Origin of the sequence: Bacillus sp. AR8-1 (assembly GCF_008042345.1) — a bacterium.
GTDB lineage: Bacteria > Bacillota > Bacilli > Bacillales > Bacillaceae_G > Bacillus_A > Bacillus_A cereus.
Map to the genome: position 1 here is coordinate 235,434 of NZ_QNUB01000017.1, position 17,400 is coordinate 252,833.

Here is a 17,400-nt window from a genome sequence, read left to right on the forward strand (position 1 = left end):
ATACCTTGAATAAGGATGCTAGCGCTATTTTTAGTTGAAAAATCCTTCTTTGAACCCTTCAGCAAATTCTGAGCACCCCGTTTTAATCGTATCCCAGCTCGGTACGTTAAAAGTAAGGAAACATGTTACTACTAAAGTTAAAATAGGTAGTAATAGTCGCATAATAGACCCCTTTTTATATTCGGATTATTGGATTAACAATATTTACTATATTATAATTTGATAATTTAAGTCAATGGAAGGAGTGATTCTTTAAGATGAGGTGGAAAGGAGAAAACGTTATCTTTGAAACGGTAAGAGAAGCTGAAGTGTGGGCAGACGGGGTTGCGAATGAAATGTACGGGAGAGTATTTGATGGATATGAAACACCGGATTATAAAATAGCGTATGCTCTTTCGTTTTTCCTAGCACAAAATCAAGATTTTATAGTTCATACGGAAGTGAGCTTTAAAGAAGAGAGAGTAATCTATAAAGTTTGGCAAAATCCTGTGTAGTTGCAGGTGAATCGTAATTACTTCTATTTTCTCAATTCTACACAAACGATCTCCATGAATAGACAATTATATTGAGAGGGACCTTGTTTTCTAGTATGATGAGAATAACGGGGAAAATACTAGGATGAAGAAGGTTTCAAGTCTATAACTTGGAGGAAAAGAATGAACAATCGTATTTTAGTAGTTGATGATGAGGAATTTATCTTAACTTTAATCGAATTTAATTTACAACAAGCTGGGTTTGAAGTTATAACAGCGATGGATGGAGAAATGGCGCTTCAAAAAGCGACAACAGAACGCCCAGATTTAATTATATTAGATTTAATGCTTCCGAAAATGGATGGTATGGAAGTGTGTAAAGAATTACGATTGCAGCGCGTTATGACGCCGATTTTAATGTTAACGGCAAAAGATGATGAGTTTGATAAGGTGCTAGGCCTTGAACTTGGGGCAGATGATTATATGACGAAGCCATTTAGTCCAAGGGAAGTTGTTGCTCGTGTGAAGGCGATTTTGCGCCGCACGAAATTACAACAAGAAGAACAAGTTGCAGAAGCGCCAGATGAAGATAGCATCACAATTGCAGAACTTAAAATTTTACCGGAGTTTTATGAGGCTTATTTCCAAGGAAGAAAGCTTGAATTAACACCAAAAGAATTTGAACTACTTGTGTATCTTGCGAAAAATAAAAGTCGCGTGTTGACTCGTGATCAATTATTAAGTGCTGTATGGAATTATGATTTTGCTGGTGATACGCGAATTGTTGATGTTCATATTAGCCATTTGCGCGATAAAATTGAACAAAATACGAAAAAACCGACGTACATTAAAACGATACGTGGTTTAGGATATAAATTAGAGGAGCCAAAAGGGAATGAATAAATTTCGTTCCAGGCTTCTTTTTACATTTGTTTCTCTTATTGTATTTATTTTAGTTGGACTAGGTTTATTGCTAGAAACTGTGTTTGAAAACTACTATATAGATCATGCTAAAGAGAGAATGGTAAAAGAGACAGAGTATGTTGCGGCGTTAGCAGAAGAGCAAGGTTTTGATAATGTCTTAAAAAATCCATACGTATTTGAAAAGTTAGAAGAAAAAATACCAGCTTCTATCGTATTTGTGGATGAAAAAAAGAAAGTTCAATATAGAAAAGGACAAGAATTGGCATTTAGTCCAGAAACGATTAAAGAACTTTCTTCGGAAGTGGCAAAACAACGAAGTAAAGTGATTACGAAAGAGACAGATCGAAAGAATGAATTTTATCATACGGTGTTCGTTCAAGATGTAGAAGGAAAACAAGGATACGTTTTGGTGAAAAGTACAATCGATCCTTTAAGAGACGTACATCAAAAAACGTGGGGATTATTAATTATCGGATTTGTTATTGCTTGTCTCGTAGTTGTATTTTTAGGTATGAAAATTACAGGGCAATATATTAGGCCGATTGAATCGGTTACAAAAGTTGCAATTGAATTGGCAAAGGGTAATTATAAAGCACGTGCATACGAAAGTCATTCGGATGAAACAGGAATGCTGAGTAAAGCGATTAATATTTTAGCTCGTAACTTACAAGAGATGACACTTGAACAAGAAATGCAGCAAGATCGTCTGCATACGTTAATTGAAAATATGGGAAGCGGAATGATTTTAATTGATAGCCGCGGGTATATAAACCTTGTAAACCGCTCTTATAAGGAAACTTTCCACGTAACAGATGAAGAATATTTAGATCGCTTATATTATGAATCGTTTCATCATACAGAAATTATTGAGCTTGTAGAAGAAATCTTTATGACAGAAGTGAAAGTGCGTAAACAAATGTTATTGCCACTTGGAATTGAGCGGAAGCATTTCGAAGTATATGGAGCGCCGATTATCGGGACAAACCATGAATGGAAAGGGATTGTTCTCGTATTCCATGACATAACAGAGTTAAAGAAATTAGAACAAATGAGAAAAGACTTTTTAGCGAATGTTTCTCATGAATTAAAGACACCGATTACTTCTATTAAAGGTTTTTCAGAAACACTCTTAGACGGAGCGATGGATAATAAAAAATTCTGCGAACATTTCTTGCACATTATTTTAAAAGAAAGTGAGCGCATGCAAGGATTAATTGAAGATTTATTAGATTTGTCAAAGATCGAACAACAAGGATTTAAATTAAATATGGGAACCGTTGACATGAAGGGGCTGCTTGAAGATATTCATATGGTGCTTGATAATAAAGCAGGAGAAAAAGAAATCTCTTTACAAGTGAATGTATTAAAACGTGCTTCTGTTATTGGAGATCCAAGTCGTTTGAAACAAATCTTTATTAATTTAATAAATAACGCGATCGTATATACACCGGCTGGAGGCGTTGTTTCAGTAGAGTTAGCGGAAGATAAGTATAATGCTTATATAAAAGTATCGGATACTGGAATTGGTATTAGTAAAGAGGAAATTCCGCGTATTTTTGAACGCTTTTACCGAGTGGATAAAGCGAGAAGTAGAAATACTGGTGGTACAGGCCTCGGATTATCAATTGTAAAGCATTTAGTAGAGGCGCATCACGGTACAATTACAGTGGATAGTGAAGTTGGGGAAGGGACAACATTTACAGTTGTTTTACCAAAATCAGCAACTGAAAAATAGGATGAAGGATGTTTACAATATATTAACAATGGCTTAATTAAATATTAATAAAGCTCTGTTAATATAATACATGAAAACCCCTTCATCCAAGGAGTAATTTTGGACGAGAATAGTTAAGCTGTTCTCGTCACTTCCCTTTATGCCAATATAAGTCTGTTTTATATATGAAAGAAAATAACCGTTATTTTTCTTCTCTCTATTAGTCATGTTAATATAGAGAGAAGAAAGGAACGGTTTTTTTCTGTGAAAAAAATCATTTCAAATTTGTATGGGGAGGTTTCAATTTTGGAAAAAAAGGTCGTATTAGTAGATGGTAATAATATCGCGTATCGTGCTTTCTTTGCACTACCGCTTTTAAATAACGACAAAGGTATACATACGAACGCAATTTACGGTTTTACAATGATGTTAATGAGAATATTAGAGGAAGAAAAGCCAACTCATATGTTAGTGGCGTTTGATGCAGGCAAAACAACCTTCCGTCATAAAACGTATAGTGAGTATAAAGGAGGACGTCAAAAGACTCCACCTGAATTATCAGAGCAGTTCCCGTTTATTCGTGAGATGCTGGATGCATTCAACGTACCGCGTTATGAATTAGAAAATTATGAAGCGGATGATATTATGGGAACGCTAGCAAAAGAAGCGAGTGAACAAGGAGCAAGTGTAAAAGTTATTTCAGGAGATAAAGATTTACTTCAACTTGTTTCTGATAACACGCTTGTATGTATTCCGCGAAAAGGGATTACGGAAGTAGATGAATATACGAAAGAAGCTTTATTTGAAAAATATAACTTATCACCAAAGCAAATTATCGATATGAAAGGTTTAATGGGAGACCAATCAGATAATATTCCGGGTGTACCAGGAGTTGGTGAAAAAACGGCGATTAAATTGTTAACACAGTTTGGAACGGTTGAAGAAGTGTATGAAAATCTAGATCAAGTAAGCGGGAAGAAATTAAAAGAAAAACTAGAAGAAAATAAAGAACAAGCTCTTATGAGTAAAGATCTTGCGACTATTATTACAGATGCACCGATTACAGTTCATGTGGATGATATGGCGTATAAAGGATATGAAGCAAGTGATGTGATTCCAATGTTTGAGAGTTTAGGATTTACATCTCTTTTAAATAAATTAGGCGTTACGCCAGAAGAAACAGCTCCAGCTGAATTAGATGATATTACATTTGATATTGTGGAAGAAGTTACAGAAGAAATGCTTCAGCAAGATAGTGCACTTATTGTTGAAGTGCAAGAAGATAATTATCATAAGGCGGACATTCAAGGCTTTGGTATTCAAAATGAAAATGGTTGCTACTTTATTCAGAAGGATATTGCTCTTGCATCGGATGCATTTAAAGCATGGCTTGCAAATGGAGAAATGAGAAAGCATACATTTGATGCGAAGCGAGCAATCGTTGCACTGAAATGGAATGGGATAGATATGCAAGGGATTGACTTTGATCTATTAATCGCTGCTTATTTACTTGACCCGGCTGATACAGATAAAGATTTCCGTACTGTAGCGAAAATGAAAGAAACGCATGCTGTGAAATCAGATGAAGAAGTTTACGGAAAAGGTGCGAAGCGTGCTGTTCCAGAGTTAGAAGTAGTAGCGGAGCATGTGGCTCGTAAAGTGCATGTATTATATGATGTAAAGCAAACATTCGTTGAAGAGTTAAAGAAGAATGAGCAATATGAACTGTTTACAGAGTTAGAATTGCCACTTGCGCGTGTATTAGCTGATATGGAAGTAAAAGGTGTAAAAGTTGATACGGAGCGTCTTCGTAATATGGGAGAAGAACTCGCAGGTAGATTAAAGGAAATGGAACAGGAAATTTATAAGCTTGCGGGAACAGAATTTAATATTAATTCACCGAAGCAGCTTGGTGTAATTCTGTTTGAGAACTTAAACTTACCGGTTATTAAAAAGACGAAAACAGGTTATTCTACGTCAGCTGATGTATTAGACAAGCTTATGGATCGCCATGAAATTATTCCAAACATTTTACATTATCGTCAATTAGGGAAGCTAAATTCAACTTATATTGAAGGTTTACTGAAAGTTGTACATGAAGATTCATCTAAAATTCATACTCGCTTTAATCAAGTGTTAACGCAAACAGGTCGATTAAGTTCAACGGATCCGAACTTGCAAAATATCCCGATTCGATTAGAAGAAGGAAGAAAGATTCGTCAGGCATTTGTTCCATCAGAAGAAGGTTGGATTATGTATGCGGCTGATTATTCACAAATCGAACTTCGTGTATTAGCTCATATTGCAAATGATAAAGGGCTAGTTGAAGCATTCCAGCATGACATGGATATTCATACGAAAACAGCTATGGATGTATTTGGCGTTGAAAAAGATGAAGTAACTTCAAATATGAGACGACAAGCGAAAGCTGTTAACTTCGGAATTGTGTATGGTATTAGTGATTATGGTCTTTCACAAAACTTAGGAATTACAAGAAAAGCAGCAGCGGAATTTATTGAAAAGTATTTAGAAAGTTTCCCTGGTGTACAAGAATACATGGAGGACATCGTAAAAGATGCGAAACAAAAAGGATATGTGGCTACATTATTAAATCGTCGCCGTTATATTCCAGAAATTACGAGTCGTAATTTCAATTTACGTAGCTTCGCTGAGCGTACAGCGATGAATACACCAATTCAAGGTACTGCAGCAGATATAATTAAAAAAGCGATGATTATTATGGCAGATCGTTTAGAAGAAGAAGGATTACAAGCGCGTCTTCTTCTGCAAGTACACGATGAATTAATATTTGAAGCACCAAAAGAAGAAATTGAAAAATTAGAGCAGCTTGTACCTGAAGTAATGGAGCATGCAATTGAACTCGCAGTTCCGCTGAAAGTTGATTATTCTTACGGTCCAACTTGGTACGACGCAAAATAAGGAAGTGATGAAATGCCTGAATTACCAGAGGTTGAAAACGTCAGACGGACACTTGAAAATCTTGTGACAGGAAAAACGATTGAAGATGTTATTGTTACTTATCCAAAAATAGTGAAACGACCGGATGATGCAGAAATCTTTAAAGAAATGCTAAAAGGCGAGAAGATTGAAAATATAAAGCGAAGAGGAAAGTTTTTGCTTCTATATGTAACAAATTATGTTATTGTTTCACATTTGCGTATGGAAGGTAAGTTTTTACTACATCAAGAGGATGAGCCGATTGATAAACATACGCACGTCCGTTTCTTATTTACAGATGGAACTGAATTACATTATAAAGATGTGAGAAAGTTTGGTACGATGCATCTCTTTAAGAAAGGTGAAGAGATGAACCAAATGCCTCTTGCTGACTTAGGTCCGGAGCCGTTTGATGCTGAATTGACACCACAGTATTTACAAGAAAGATTGCAAAAGACAAATCGTAAAATAAAAGTTGTGCTATTGGACCAGCGTCTTTTAGTAGGGCTTGGAAATATATATGTAGATGAAGTTTTATTCCGTTCTCAAATTCATCCGGAACGAGAAGCTTCGTCTTTGACAATAGAAGAAATTGAGCGAATTTATGAGGCTACCGTTACAACGCTAGGCGAAGCAGTGAAGCGTGGCGGAAGTACAATTCGAACGTATATCAACTCACAAGGGCAAATTGGTTCGTTCCAAGAACTCCTAAATGTATACGGAAAAAAAGGAGAACCGTGTGTAACTTGCGGTACGATATTAGAAAAAACAGTTGTTGGCGGAAGAGGAACGCATTACTGCCCAATTTGTCAGCCGAGAATATAGAAAAGAGATAACATCGGATAGGCATTTGTCATATACATACAGCAGAGCTATGTATAAGGGAGGAGCTTACCGATGTACCTTTATTTATCTCTTATTTTATTAGCTTTTACATTAAGCTTAGATAGCTGTAGTGTAGGGCTAACATATGGTTTAAGAAGCGTAAGAATTCCACTAAGATCAATTATAATTATCGGAATGTGTTCAGCGGCTGTTATGCTTGTTTCAATGGGAATTGGACATATGATCGCGAAAGTATTTTCACCTGTTATCGCAACGCGTATCGGTGGGCTTGTTCTTATTGGAATAGGGATTTGGGTATTGTATCAATTTTTTCGAAGTGAGAAAAAAGAAGAACCGAAGCAAGAGGAGAAGGTCTGGAAATTAGAGATTGCCTCGCTAGGGCTAGTGATTCAAATTTTACGGAAACCGACTGTAGCAGATTTTGATAAATCAGGCACCATTTCTGCAGGAGAGGCATTGCTTCTTGGTATCGCTCTTTCTGTAGACTCATTTGGTGCCGGAATTGGTGCATCTTTATTAGGGTATGCACCTGCTATGATGGCGATATTAGTTGCAATTATGAGTTCTTTGTTTTTATTTATTGGAATGAAACTTGGAACGGTTTTATCGAATATGAAGTGGTTACAAAAATTTACATTCCTGCCTGGGGTATTACTCATTATAATTGGAATTTGGAAAATGTAAGTATGGGCGTGGAACATTGGTTTCGCGCCTTTTATTATGAGGAGGATTATTATGACAGTAGTAATTGGATTAACGGGAGGCATTGCAAGCGGAAAAAGTACGGTATCAGAAATGTTTCGTGAGCTAAGTATACCAGTTATTGATGCAGATGTTATTGCAAGAGAAGTTGTAGAACAAGGAAAACCAGCATATAACAAAATAGTAGAAGTGTTTGGAGCGGAAGTGTTACAACAAGATGGGGAACTAGATCGTCCAAGATTGGGAAGCATCATTTTCTATAATGAAGAAAAACGATTGCAGTTAAATAAAATTGTGCATCCTGCAGTGCGTGAGGAAATGAATAGGAAAAAGGAAATGTACATAAAAGAAGGTATGCAAGCGGTTGTGTTAGATATTCCTCTCTTATTTGAAAGCAAATTAACAAGTCTCGTTGACCGCATTTTAGTTGTAGCGGTTAAGCCGCATACGCAATTAGAACGTTTAATGAAACGAAATAACTTTTCAGAAGAAGAAGCAACAGCTCGTATTCAATCTCAAATGCCGTTAGAAGAAAAAGTGAAAAATGCAGATGAAGTGATAAATAATGATGGCACAATTATGGGAACGAAAACACAATTGCAGGTAATTTTAAAGAAGTGGAACATTATTGACTAAAAAATTGTGAAATTAATGAAAATGCTTAGTGACATATCTCCTTTTTGTGTTATACTATTATTGGGATTGGAGATAAATAGTATAACGCATTCAAGGGGGATAACATATTATGACTCGTGTGGCAATTAATGGATTTGGACGTATTGGGAGAATGGTATTTCGTCAAGCAATAAAAGAAAGCGCATTCGAAATTGTAGCAATCAATGCAAGCTATCCATCTGAAACGTTAGCACACTTAATTAAATATGATACAGTTCATGGCAAGTTTGACGGAACAGTAGAAGCATTTGAAGATCACTTATTAGTTGATGGAAAAATGATTCGCCTTTTAAACAACCGCGATCCAAAGGAATTGCCTTGGACAGATTTAGGTGTTGAAGTTGTAATTGAAGCAACTGGTAAATTTAATTCAAAAGAAAAAGCAATTCTTCACGTTGAAGCTGGAGCGAAAAAAGTTATTTTAACAGCGCCTGGTAAAAATGAAGATGTAACAATTGTAGTTGGTGTGAACGAAGACCAATTAGATATTACAAAACATACTGTTATTTCAAATGCATCTTGTACAACAAACTGTTTAGCGCCTGTTGTGAAGGTGTTAGATGAGCAGTTTGGAATTGAAAACGGTTTAATGACGACAGTTCACGCTTATACAAATGACCAAAAAAATATTGATAACCCACATAAAGATTTAAGAAGAGCACGTGCTTGCGGACAATCAATCATTCCGACAACGACAGGTGCTGCGAAAGCGCTAGCAAAAGTTCTTCCGCACTTAAACGGAAAACTTCATGGTATGGCACTTCGTGTACCAACACCAAACGTGTCTCTTGTTGACTTAGTAGTAGATGTAAAACGCGATGTGACAGTTGAAGCTATTAATGATGCATTCAAAACTGTTGCAAACGGTGCGTTAAAAGGTATTGTAGAATTCAGCGAAGAGCCTTTAGTATCTATCGACTTTAATACAAATACACATTCAGCTATTATCGATGGTTTATCTACAATGGTAATGGGTGATCGTAAAGTGAAAGTACTTGCTTGGTATGATAACGAGTGGGGCTACTCTCGTCGTGTTGTAGATCTTGTAACGTTAGTTGTTGAAGAGTTAGCGAAACAAGAAAATGTGCAACACATTTAAGTGAATAAGGGAGGAGAGGGCAAGGCAATATTTGCCCTCTTTTTTTATTTTTTTCTGAAAAGGAAAAAAATTATATAAGTATATTTTAAAAAGTGGACATACCACGAAACGTTGTGATTACTGCATTTGTGAATCGTTTATTTTTTTTAGGGAAAAGTAAAGAGGAAAATATGACAGAAAATCGAAAAAACTGTTGTTGCAAAATGAAAATAAACAAAGTATACTAACACTCGTAAACTTAAGAGCTGAGGTACGTAGTCACTACTTAAAGGGTTAGGACCTCTCTGGACTAACTTTCCCCCGTGGTAGTGGAGCAAGCCAAATTGCAAATTAGTTTTCAATTCGAACAGTTAGAATAAATTTACAAGGGGGAACTGTAGAATGGATACTATGGATACGATGGGTCGTCACGTGATCGCTGAACTTTGGGATTGCGATTTCGACAAGCTTAATGACATGCCGTATATTGAACAATTATTTGTGGATGCAGCACTAAGAGCTGGTGCTGAAGTGCGTGAGGTTGCTTTCCATAAATTTGCACCACAAGGTGTAAGTGGAGTAGTAATTATCTCAGAATCACATTTAACAATTCATAGCTTTCCGGAGCACGGTTACGCAAGTATTGATGTTTATACTTGTGGGGATCGTATTGATCCAAATGTTGCTGCAGAATATATTGCAGAAGGTTTAAACGCGAAAACGCGTGAGAGCATCGAGCTTCCTCGAGGCACTGGTAGCTTCGAAATTAAGCAGAGAGAAACAAAAGCTCTTTAAAAAAGAACATAATTGATTTAAAATGTAAAGAGGTGTATAATGCACCTCTTTTTTAGTTTATAAAAAAGGAAAAATATAACGTACTCGTTAGTTGAATACATTGGACTCTTGCAAATGAGGTAGTGCCCTATATACCATCTTATTTTTAAGTATGAGATGATAAAGTGATGCGCTGAAACTTAAAGTGGTAAGAGAGTTAGAATGAGTTATATAATATTGTATATATATTTTAGGTGAATTGAGTAGAGAAAAATAAAGAGTATAGTGTAAAGGAGTGAATGAATTGCGTTGTCCATCCTGTTCTCATAATGGTACAAGAGTGTTAGATTCGCGTCCGGTAGACGAGGGGCGCTCTATTCGAAGAAGAAGAGAGTGTGAAAGTTGTTTAAGTCGCTTTACGACCTTTGAAAGGGTAGAAGAGTCACCTCTTATCGTTGTTAAAAAAGAAGGCACACGAGAAGAGTTTAATAAAGAAAAGATTTTACGCGGTTTAATTAAAGCGTGTGAAAAAAGACCAGTATCTTTAAGACAATTAGAAGAAGTAACACAAAGCGTGGAACGTGAACTGCGTAATTTAGGTATATCAGAAGTGAAAAGTGATATGATTGGTGAAATTGTTATGGAAGAACTTCGCGATATTGATGATGTTGCTTATGTACGTTTTGCTTCTGTATATCGTCAATTTAAAGATTTAAATGTATTTATTGAAGAATTAAAAGATATACTGCAAAAAGAAAGAGAGTAGAAGTTGTATTTTATTCTCTTTACATACCGTAAGTAATAGGATAAGAGAGCTAGAAGCGAAAGCTAATAGCTCTTTTTCACTAAGAATTTATATAATGAAGATAGAAGGAATGAAGTAGAGGATAGATTGGATGAGAGAAAGGAAAAGCAAGAATGGAAAAACAGTCATGGATGGAGCTATTGCCGATTGATCGTTATAAAGTAAGTGCGAAAGGGCTACTGCATAATTACGACCGAAAAGTATTAACGATGTTGTATCAGCCGTTAATAGGTAGTAGAGCTTTTAGCTTATACATGACACTATGGGGGGAGCTAGAGCAAGATCGTGTATTTGGAAAAGAGAATACACATCATTCCCTTATGGTGACTATGCAAATGCAACTTCCTGAAATATATGAGGAACGAGTAAAGTTAGAGGCAATTGGGCTTTTGAAGGTATATATTAAGAAAGAAAAAGATATTCGAATGTTCATATATGAGTTGCAACCACCTTTATCTCCGAAGCAGTTTTTTGATGATATTGTTTTAAGTATCTTTTTATACAATCGATTGAGTCGGACAAAATATAATCAAGTAAAGCAATATTTCTTAGAAGAAGAATTTGATTTTGCTTCTTATGAAAATGTTACGCGCTCTTTCAATGATGTGTTTGGTTCGTTTAATCCAGGACAGCTTGAGCATGCGCAAGAAGACCTTCGTATTCCAAAAACGACAACTATGCCAAGTAACGAGAAGGGAGACGCTCCGAAAGTTTGGAATGATTTCTTTGATTTCTCTTTATTTGTAGATGGATTGTCCGCTCTTGTTCCTAAAAAGGCGATTACAGATCAAGTAAGAGACTGCGTTATAACACTTGCTTACGTGTATGGTGTAGATGTGTTATCGATGCAAAATATCGTTCTTGGTGCGGTGACAGAGATACAAACAATTGATATGGAAAGGCTTAGAAAAGGAGCGCGCGATTGGTATCAATTTGAAAATGGTCAAGCATTACCGGTACTAAGTGAAAGAGTACAGCCTCATGCTGCACGTACGATGAAAGAGAAAGAGCCTTCATCACAAGAGGAGATGTTAATAAAGCAGCTAGAGGAAATCTCGCCAAAACAACTATTGAAAGAGATTTCTGGTGGTGCAGAGGCAACGAAAGCGGACTTGCAAATCGTTGAAGATGTCATGATTAATCAAAAATTGACACCAGGAGTTGTGAATGTACTTATTTATTACGTTATGCTACGCTCAGATATGAAACTTGCGAAAACGTATGTCGAGAAGATTGCTGGGCATTGGGCACGTAAAAAGGTCGGTACAGTAGCGGACGCGATGGCGTTAGCGAAAGAAGAGAACCGTCAATATCAAGAGTGGGCTGAGACGAAGAAAAAAGGCCGTACGGCGAAGAAAACGGTACGAAAAGAAATGGTGCCAGATTGGCTTAAGGAAGAAGAGCCGAAAGAACAAGAGAAAGAAACGGCGAAGAAAGATGTAAGTGTAGAAAAAGATGCAAGTACGCTAGAAGATGAACGAAAACGATTAGAAGAAGTGTTAAAAAAATATAAGCGTGATTAATAGAAGAGAATGAACGCTCTTTGAGGTGAGAAAATGGAGCATATTCAAAATTCATTTACAAAATTAATGGAAAATGAAAACTTTAAAAATAGATATGAAGTATTAAGGGCAGAAGTAATGGCGCACCCGCGTGTAAAAGAATTTATTGACGAACATAAAGGTGAAGTAACGACTTCTATGATTGAGCGCAGTCTTGTGAAGTTATATGAATATATTGGACAAAGTGTAGGTTGCGTAGATTGCCCGGATTTAGGTGCATGTAAAAATATGCTGCAAGGGTATGAGCCAAAGCTTGTTATTCAAGGGAAAATGATTGATATTCAATACGATCGCTGCGTTAGAAAAGTAGCATATGACGAGAGAAAGAAATATGAAAAACTCGTTCAAAGTGTATATATGCCAACGGATATTTTACAGGCAACTATGGAAAACTTAGACCCTTCTGATTTAAATGCACGTATCGATGCAATTGGCGCAGCGAATGAATTTTTAAGTACATATGAACCAGGTAAAAAAGCACAAGGTTTATATTTGTACGGTAAATTTGGTGTAGGAAAAACGTACCTTTTAGGAGCAATTGCGAACGAGCTTGCTCGAAAGAAAATAAGTTCGATGCTCGTATACTTCCCGGAATTTTTACGTGAAATTAAAAGTTCGATTCAAGATAATTCGATTGGCGAAAAGATTGATGCGGTTAAACGCGTACAAGTTTTAATGTTAGATGATATCGGGGCAGAAGCGATGTCGAGCTTTGTGCGTGACGATGTGCTTGGTGCAATCTTGCAATTCCGTATGTTAGAAAACTTACCGACGTTCTTTACGTCTAATTTTGATTTTAAACAATTGGAACATCATTTAACGTATACACAACGTGGTGAGGCTGAAGAAATGAAGGCAGCACGTATTATGGAACGAATTAAATATTTAGCCAAACCAATTCCAATTGGTGGGAAAAACCGTCGTCATAAGTAAAAGAGCAAGCTGAGAAGCTTGCTCTTTTGTATTATAGTGATATTTTCTTTTCAAATATGAGATCGAAATATTCAGGTTGTCCAGAACTGCCAATCGTAGGGGCAACAATCTGTACGAACCTCCAGTCATCTCTAGCATGTTCTTGAATAATTTCTTGGTAGTCTTCAGCTAGTTTTGAGCGAGTGAGCCCCCAATGAAATTCGACTTTTACGAATTTATATTCAAACATTCAGATACCTCCCTTTAGTAATAAGTAAAGTATACAATAAAAAAATTCATAGTAGCTTGTATCATTTTTTTCTCCCTCCCTTAATATATATAAAATTAGCAAGCCATATTGAGTGGATTTTCTAACGACAGGAAATGTAATTCTACTAAGAGTGAAATTCACGCGGGACGGACTCTTATAGGATTTGTAACGTATAGATACAGTCCTTTAGAGCAGGGATAAAAGGGGGGACAAAAGTGATTGAAATTTGCTTCGAAGAAAAAAATGATGCTATGCACGTATATAGACAATTGCTGAAAAGAGCGGAAGTATTATATAAGGAAACGAGTGTGTATTTACAGGAACAAAAAGTGGTGATTCACATACCAGTACGTGAATCAAATTATATTGAAAAGATCTTATTGCCGGTAATGGTGTATTTTATTGTGAATGTGAAACAAAATGAGTGGATTTATACGATCTTAAAAGAAAAGTTTTTTTATGAAGAACAAGAAGAGTGTCATCAAATATTGCACATGGCACATGAGATTTTAAAGGGAAGAAGAAAAGGGGTAGCTCAGGATTTAACGCGTAACGCATTTGAGTCATATATTAAGTCTTCTTTAAATAATTGGCTTTGTGATCCGCTCTCATTCTCGTTTTCATCATATATCCGTTTTCGTCTTCGTACATATAGGGAAATGGTGGCTAAACTTGCGGAAGTGGCAATTGATGAATATAAGATGGAGCAAGAATACCAAATGTTCATTGAGACGCTTCGGCAACAAGTAAGTAGCCGTAAATCACGCTTGTCCTGCGTGCATCTTATTTTTGATGAAAGCTTTATCTTTTATGATGATAAAGGAAGACGTTTAAAACAGGAGAAGTTGGTCCAATATATAGATGAGGAATTATTAAAGCAAAATGATGTATATATTGATACGAAAGTAATTGCGCCGCTTCTTTCTATTTCGCCCAAAAAGATTTATTTATATACGAAAGAACAAGACCATAATATGATTATTACTTTGCGAAATGTGTTTCAAGAACGGGTCCAATTACATGGATTACATGATTTTGAGCGCAATGTGAAAAATTTAAAAAATAAAGGTAACGCCCTTGATTTTCTAAGTTTTTGAGCATATAATTACCTACATAAATGAAATATATCGAAATGTCATGATGAGGACATGAGTAGTTTTCTACGATTTTCAGAGAGGGAAGCCTTAGGGTGTGAGCTTCCTAGTACGGGATTATTACTTACCACCTCTAAACTTTAGCAGTGAACGGTTTTTCTAGTAATTGCTAACGGACAACACCGTTATGTTGAACTTGAGCAATTAACAATTATGTTAATTGGAACAAGGGTGGAACCACGAATTCAACACTCGTCCCTTTTTACGGGATGAGTGTTTTTTATTTTGAGAAAAAGAGGAGTGACCAGTGATGGCAGATGTAGTTAAAATTACTTTCCCTGATGGAGCTGTGAAGGAGTTTCCAAAAGGCGTAACAACTGAAGAAATCGCAGCTTCTATTAGCCCAGGCTTAAAGAAAAAAGCTGTAGCTGGAAAATTAAACGATGAGATGATCGATCTTGTTACACCAATCGAAGAAGATGGTGCAGTTTCTATTATTACATTAGATTCTGAAGATGGCTTATATATTTTACGCCATTCAACAGCCCACCTTTTAGCACAAGCGTTAAAACGTTTATATAAAGATGTTAAGCTTGAGCTTGGCATTGGTCCAGTAATTGAAAATGGCTTCTATTACGATATCGATATGGAAGAAGCAATTACAGTTGAAGACTTCAAGAAAATCGAAAAAGAAATGCAAAAAATCGTGAACGAAAACTTAGAAATCGTTCGTCATGAAGTACCACGTGCAGAAGCACTTCGTCGCTTTGAAGAAATTGGTGATGAGTTAAAATTAGATTTAATTAACGATCTTCCAGAGGATGCAGTTATTTCAATCTATGAGCAAGGCGAATTCTTCGACCTTTGCCGTGGTGTTCACCTTCCATCTACAGGGAAAATTAAAGTGTTTAAATTATTAAGCGTTGCAGGTGCTTACTGGCGCGGCGATAGCAATAATAAAATGTTACAACGTATTTACGGTACTGCATTCGTTAAGAAAGCAGAATTAGATGAGCACTTACGTATGCTTGAAGAAGCGAAAGAGCGCGATCACCGTAAATTAGGTAAAGAATTAAAACTATTTACTAATAGCCAAAAAGTAGGACAAGGTTTACCACTTTGGTTACCAAAGGGTGCAACAATTCGTCGTATTATCGAGCGTTACATCGTTGATAAAGAAGCAAGCTTAGGCTATGATCACGTATACACTCCAGTATTAGGAAGTAGAGAGTTATATGAAACTTCTGGTCACTGGAATCACTACCGTGATGGCATGTTCCCATCAATGGAAATGGATAATGAAGAATTAGTTCTTCGTCCAATGAACTGTCCTCACCATATGATGGTTTATAAAAATGATATTCACAGCTACCGTGAATTACCAATCCGTATTGCGGAACTTGGAACAATGCACCGTTATGAAATGTCAGGTGCGTTATCTGGATTACAACGTGTACGCGGAATGACTTTAAACGATGCGCACATTTTCGTTCGTCCAGATCAAATTAAAGAAGAGTTAAAACGTGTTGTAAACTTAACTCTAGAAGTGTACAAAGATTTCGGTTTAGAGAACTACTCATTCCGTCTATCTTATCGTGATCCAGCAGATACTAAAAAGTATTATGCGGATGATGAGATGTGGGAAAAAGCACAAGGTATGTTAAAAGAAGCTATGGATGAAATGGGTCTTGATTACTATGAAGCTGAAGGTGAAGCGGCATTCTACGGTCCAAAACTTGATGTTCAAGTTCGTACTGCTCTTGGAAAAGACGAAACACTTTCAACTGTACAATTAGACTTCTTACTTCCAGAACGCTTTGAATTAACTTATGTTGGCGAAGACGGTAAGCAACATCGTCCAGTTGTAATTCACCGTGGTGTTGTATCAACTATGGAACGCTTCGTAGCCTTCTTAATTGAAGAATACAAAGGTGCATTCCCAACTTGGTTAGCTCCAGTTCAAGTACAAGTAATTCCAGTTTCTCCGCAAGTACATTTAGACTATGCGAAGAAAGTACAAGACCAATTGCGTCGTGCTGGTATCCGTGTTGAATTAGACACTCGTGAAGAGAAGATCGGTTACAAAATCCGTGAAGCACAAATGCAAAAAATTCCGTACATGCTTGTAGTAGGTGACAATGAAGTAACTGAAAACGGCGTAAACGTACGTAAATATGGTGAACAAAAATCAGAAACAATCGCATTAGATGCTTTTGTTGACATGATTAAAGTAGAAGGAAAACGATAAGAAAAAGCCGCGGTATACCGCGGCTTTTCTTTGTAATATAAAAGAGAAAAACTAGAAAAAATAACCATGTAACACTTATCATAAAAAAGTATTGCAAGTATGTTAGTTGTTTGTTACAATATTTCTTGTTGTTAGTAAAACACATCGCGTCTTCTTGACAGACGTCATGTCCTATGATAAACTCATCAAGGATAATAGAATATTGTTTTGTGGAACAAGTAGAAGCACCCGCTTCTCACCTGATGGACGCATTCGCAGTTAGCAGGTAAATGTATTTCTTACTTAAGATTTTACAAGTGTGGGTGTCGTATGCCCGCACTTTTTTTGTCGGGTTCTATGACTACAAAATATGTTCTGAGAAAAC

At 36.4% G+C, this 17,400-nt stretch carries 16 protein-coding genes and 2 other annotated features; of the genes, 14 read left to right on the plus strand and 2 right to left on the minus strand.

What is annotated here, in order from left to right:
• Nucleotides 1-30 precede the first annotated feature (30 nt).
• The gene (locus tag DN400_RS29875) at nucleotides 31-162 is read right to left on the minus strand and encodes a hypothetical protein (protein WP_001238014.1); all 132 of its coding nucleotides are present in this window, start codon (nucleotides 160-162) and stop codon (nucleotides 31-33) included.
• A gap of 95 nt (nucleotides 163-257) precedes the next feature.
• Between DN400_RS29875 and DN400_RS12485 the strand changes: the two genes are divergently transcribed.
• The 12 genes from DN400_RS12485 to dnaI all read left to right on the plus strand — a co-directional run bounded on the left by DN400_RS12485 (nucleotide 258) and on the right by dnaI (nucleotide 13,444).
• Nucleotides 258-494, plus strand: a complete 237-nt coding sequence (locus DN400_RS12485; protein ID WP_053563568.1) for a hypothetical protein — start codon at nucleotides 258-260, stop codon at nucleotides 492-494.
• A gap of 162 nt (nucleotides 495-656) precedes the next feature.
• Complete coding sequence (gene phoP / locus DN400_RS12490) at nucleotides 657-1,376, plus strand: two-component system response regulator PhoP (protein ID WP_001065220.1); 720 nt, start codon at nucleotides 657-659, stop codon at nucleotides 1,374-1,376.
• Nucleotides 1,369-3,132: a sensory box histidine kinase PhoR gene (phoR, locus tag DN400_RS12495; protein WP_097997344.1), complete on the plus strand. Its 1,764-nt coding sequence runs from the start codon at nucleotides 1,369-1,371 to the stop codon at nucleotides 3,130-3,132. Before phoP ends, phoR begins: the two co-directional genes overlap by 8 nt.
• A 285-nt stretch (nucleotides 3,133-3,417) precedes the next feature.
• Nucleotides 3,418-6,051 (plus strand): DNA polymerase I, encoded by a 2,634-nt coding sequence (polA, locus tag DN400_RS12500; RefSeq protein ID WP_065229422.1) that lies wholly within the window; start codon nucleotides 3,418-3,420, stop codon nucleotides 6,049-6,051.
• Nucleotides 6,052-6,063: 12 nt separating this feature from the next.
• Entirely contained in the window at nucleotides 6,064-6,894 is an 831-nt protein-coding gene (gene mutM / locus DN400_RS12505; RefSeq protein WP_001114474.1) for a DNA-formamidopyrimidine glycosylase, read from the plus strand.
• A 72-nt stretch (nucleotides 6,895-6,966) separates the two neighbouring features.
• Nucleotides 6,967-7,599, plus strand: coding sequence for a sporulation membrane protein YtaF (ytaF, locus tag DN400_RS12510; RefSeq protein WP_000281743.1), 633 nt, complete (start codon nucleotides 6,967-6,969; stop codon nucleotides 7,597-7,599).
• 51 nt (nucleotides 7,600-7,650) lie between these two features.
• Complete coding sequence (coaE, locus tag DN400_RS12515) at nucleotides 7,651-8,253, plus strand: dephospho-CoA kinase (protein ID WP_065229421.1); 603 nt, start codon at nucleotides 7,651-7,653, stop codon at nucleotides 8,251-8,253.
• A gap of 109 nt (nucleotides 8,254-8,362) precedes the next feature.
• Nucleotides 8,363-9,391 (plus strand): glyceraldehyde-3-phosphate dehydrogenase, encoded by a 1,029-nt coding sequence (locus DN400_RS12520; protein WP_000198974.1) that lies wholly within the window; start codon nucleotides 8,363-8,365, stop codon nucleotides 9,389-9,391.
• 390 nt (nucleotides 9,392-9,781) lie between these two features.
• Nucleotides 9,782-10,165 (plus strand): adenosylmethionine decarboxylase, encoded by a 384-nt coding sequence (gene speD, locus DN400_RS12525; protein ID WP_002003660.1) that lies wholly within the window; start codon nucleotides 9,782-9,784, stop codon nucleotides 10,163-10,165.
• Nucleotides 10,166-10,448: 283 nt separating this feature from the next.
• A complete protein-coding gene (gene nrdR, locus DN400_RS12530) occupies nucleotides 10,449-10,910 on the plus strand; it encodes a transcriptional regulator NrdR (RefSeq protein ID WP_001203687.1) in 462 nt (153 codons plus the stop codon).
• 152 nt (nucleotides 10,911-11,062) lie between these two features.
• A complete protein-coding gene (locus tag DN400_RS12535; protein WP_065229420.1) occupies nucleotides 11,063-12,472 on the plus strand; it encodes a replication initiation and membrane attachment family protein in 1,410 nt (469 codons plus the stop codon).
• 33 nt (nucleotides 12,473-12,505) lie between these two features.
• Entirely contained in the window at nucleotides 12,506-13,444 is a 939-nt protein-coding gene (gene dnaI, locus DN400_RS12540; RefSeq protein WP_065229419.1) for a primosomal protein DnaI, read from the plus strand.
• 31 nt (nucleotides 13,445-13,475) lie between these two features.
• Here dnaI and DN400_RS12545 read toward each other — a convergent pair whose 3' ends face one another.
• Complete coding sequence (locus DN400_RS12545; RefSeq protein ID WP_000464454.1) at nucleotides 13,476-13,673, minus strand: DUF4177 domain-containing protein; 198 nt, start codon at nucleotides 13,671-13,673, stop codon at nucleotides 13,476-13,478.
• A 236-nt stretch (nucleotides 13,674-13,909) separates the two neighbouring features.
• On the opposite strand from DN400_RS12545, the gene ytxC reads away from it, so the two are divergent.
• Complete coding sequence (gene ytxC, locus DN400_RS12550; protein ID WP_000569629.1) at nucleotides 13,910-14,791, plus strand: putative sporulation protein YtxC; 882 nt, start codon at nucleotides 13,910-13,912, stop codon at nucleotides 14,789-14,791.
• A gap of 31 nt (nucleotides 14,792-14,822) precedes the next feature.
• Nucleotides 14,823-15,051, plus strand: a binding site (T-box leader).
• Between the two features lie 47 nt (nucleotides 15,052-15,098).
• A complete protein-coding gene (gene thrS, locus DN400_RS12555) occupies nucleotides 15,099-17,036 on the plus strand; it encodes a threonine--tRNA ligase (RefSeq protein ID WP_065229417.1) in 1,938 nt (645 codons plus the stop codon).
• Nucleotides 17,037-17,246: 210 nt separating this feature from the next.
• Nucleotides 17,247-17,367 (plus strand) — a sequence feature (ribosomal protein L20 leader region).
• The last annotated feature ends 33 nt before the right edge of the window (nucleotides 17,368-17,400 follow it).

Bases quoted from the DNA above. Each gene is read 5' to 3' on its own strand.
- DN400_RS12535 (WP_065229420.1), top strand. From the start codon at position 11,063: ATGGAAAAACAGTCATGGATGGAGCTATTGCCGATTGATCGTTATAAA.
- phoP (WP_001065220.1), top strand. From the start codon at position 657: ATGAACAATCGTATTTTAGTAGTTGATGATGAGGAATTTATCTTAACT.
- DN400_RS12520 (WP_000198974.1), top strand. From the start codon at position 8,363: ATGACTCGTGTGGCAATTAATGGATTTGGACGTATTGGGAGAATGGTA.
- mutM (WP_001114474.1), top strand. From the start codon at position 6,064: ATGCCTGAATTACCAGAGGTTGAAAACGTCAGACGGACACTTGAAAAT.
- thrS (WP_065229417.1), top strand. From the start codon at position 15,099: ATGGCAGATGTAGTTAAAATTACTTTCCCTGATGGAGCTGTGAAGGAG.
- DN400_RS29875 (WP_001238014.1), bottom strand. From the start codon at position 162: ATGCGACTATTACTACCTATTTTAACTTTAGTAGTAACATGTTTCCTT.
- coaE (WP_065229421.1), top strand. From the start codon at position 7,651: ATGACAGTAGTAATTGGATTAACGGGAGGCATTGCAAGCGGAAAAAGT.
- DN400_RS12545 (WP_000464454.1), bottom strand. From the start codon at position 13,673: ATGTTTGAATATAAATTCGTAAAAGTCGAATTTCATTGGGGGCTCACT.
- speD (WP_002003660.1), top strand. From the start codon at position 9,782: ATGGATACGATGGGTCGTCACGTGATCGCTGAACTTTGGGATTGCGAT.
- phoR (WP_097997344.1), top strand. From the start codon at position 1,369: ATGAATAAATTTCGTTCCAGGCTTCTTTTTACATTTGTTTCTCTTATT.
- dnaI (WP_065229419.1), top strand. From the start codon at position 12,506: ATGGAGCATATTCAAAATTCATTTACAAAATTAATGGAAAATGAAAAC.
- ytaF (WP_000281743.1), top strand. From the start codon at position 6,967: ATGTACCTTTATTTATCTCTTATTTTATTAGCTTTTACATTAAGCTTA.
- DN400_RS12485 (WP_053563568.1), top strand. From the start codon at position 258: ATGAGGTGGAAAGGAGAAAACGTTATCTTTGAAACGGTAAGAGAAGCT.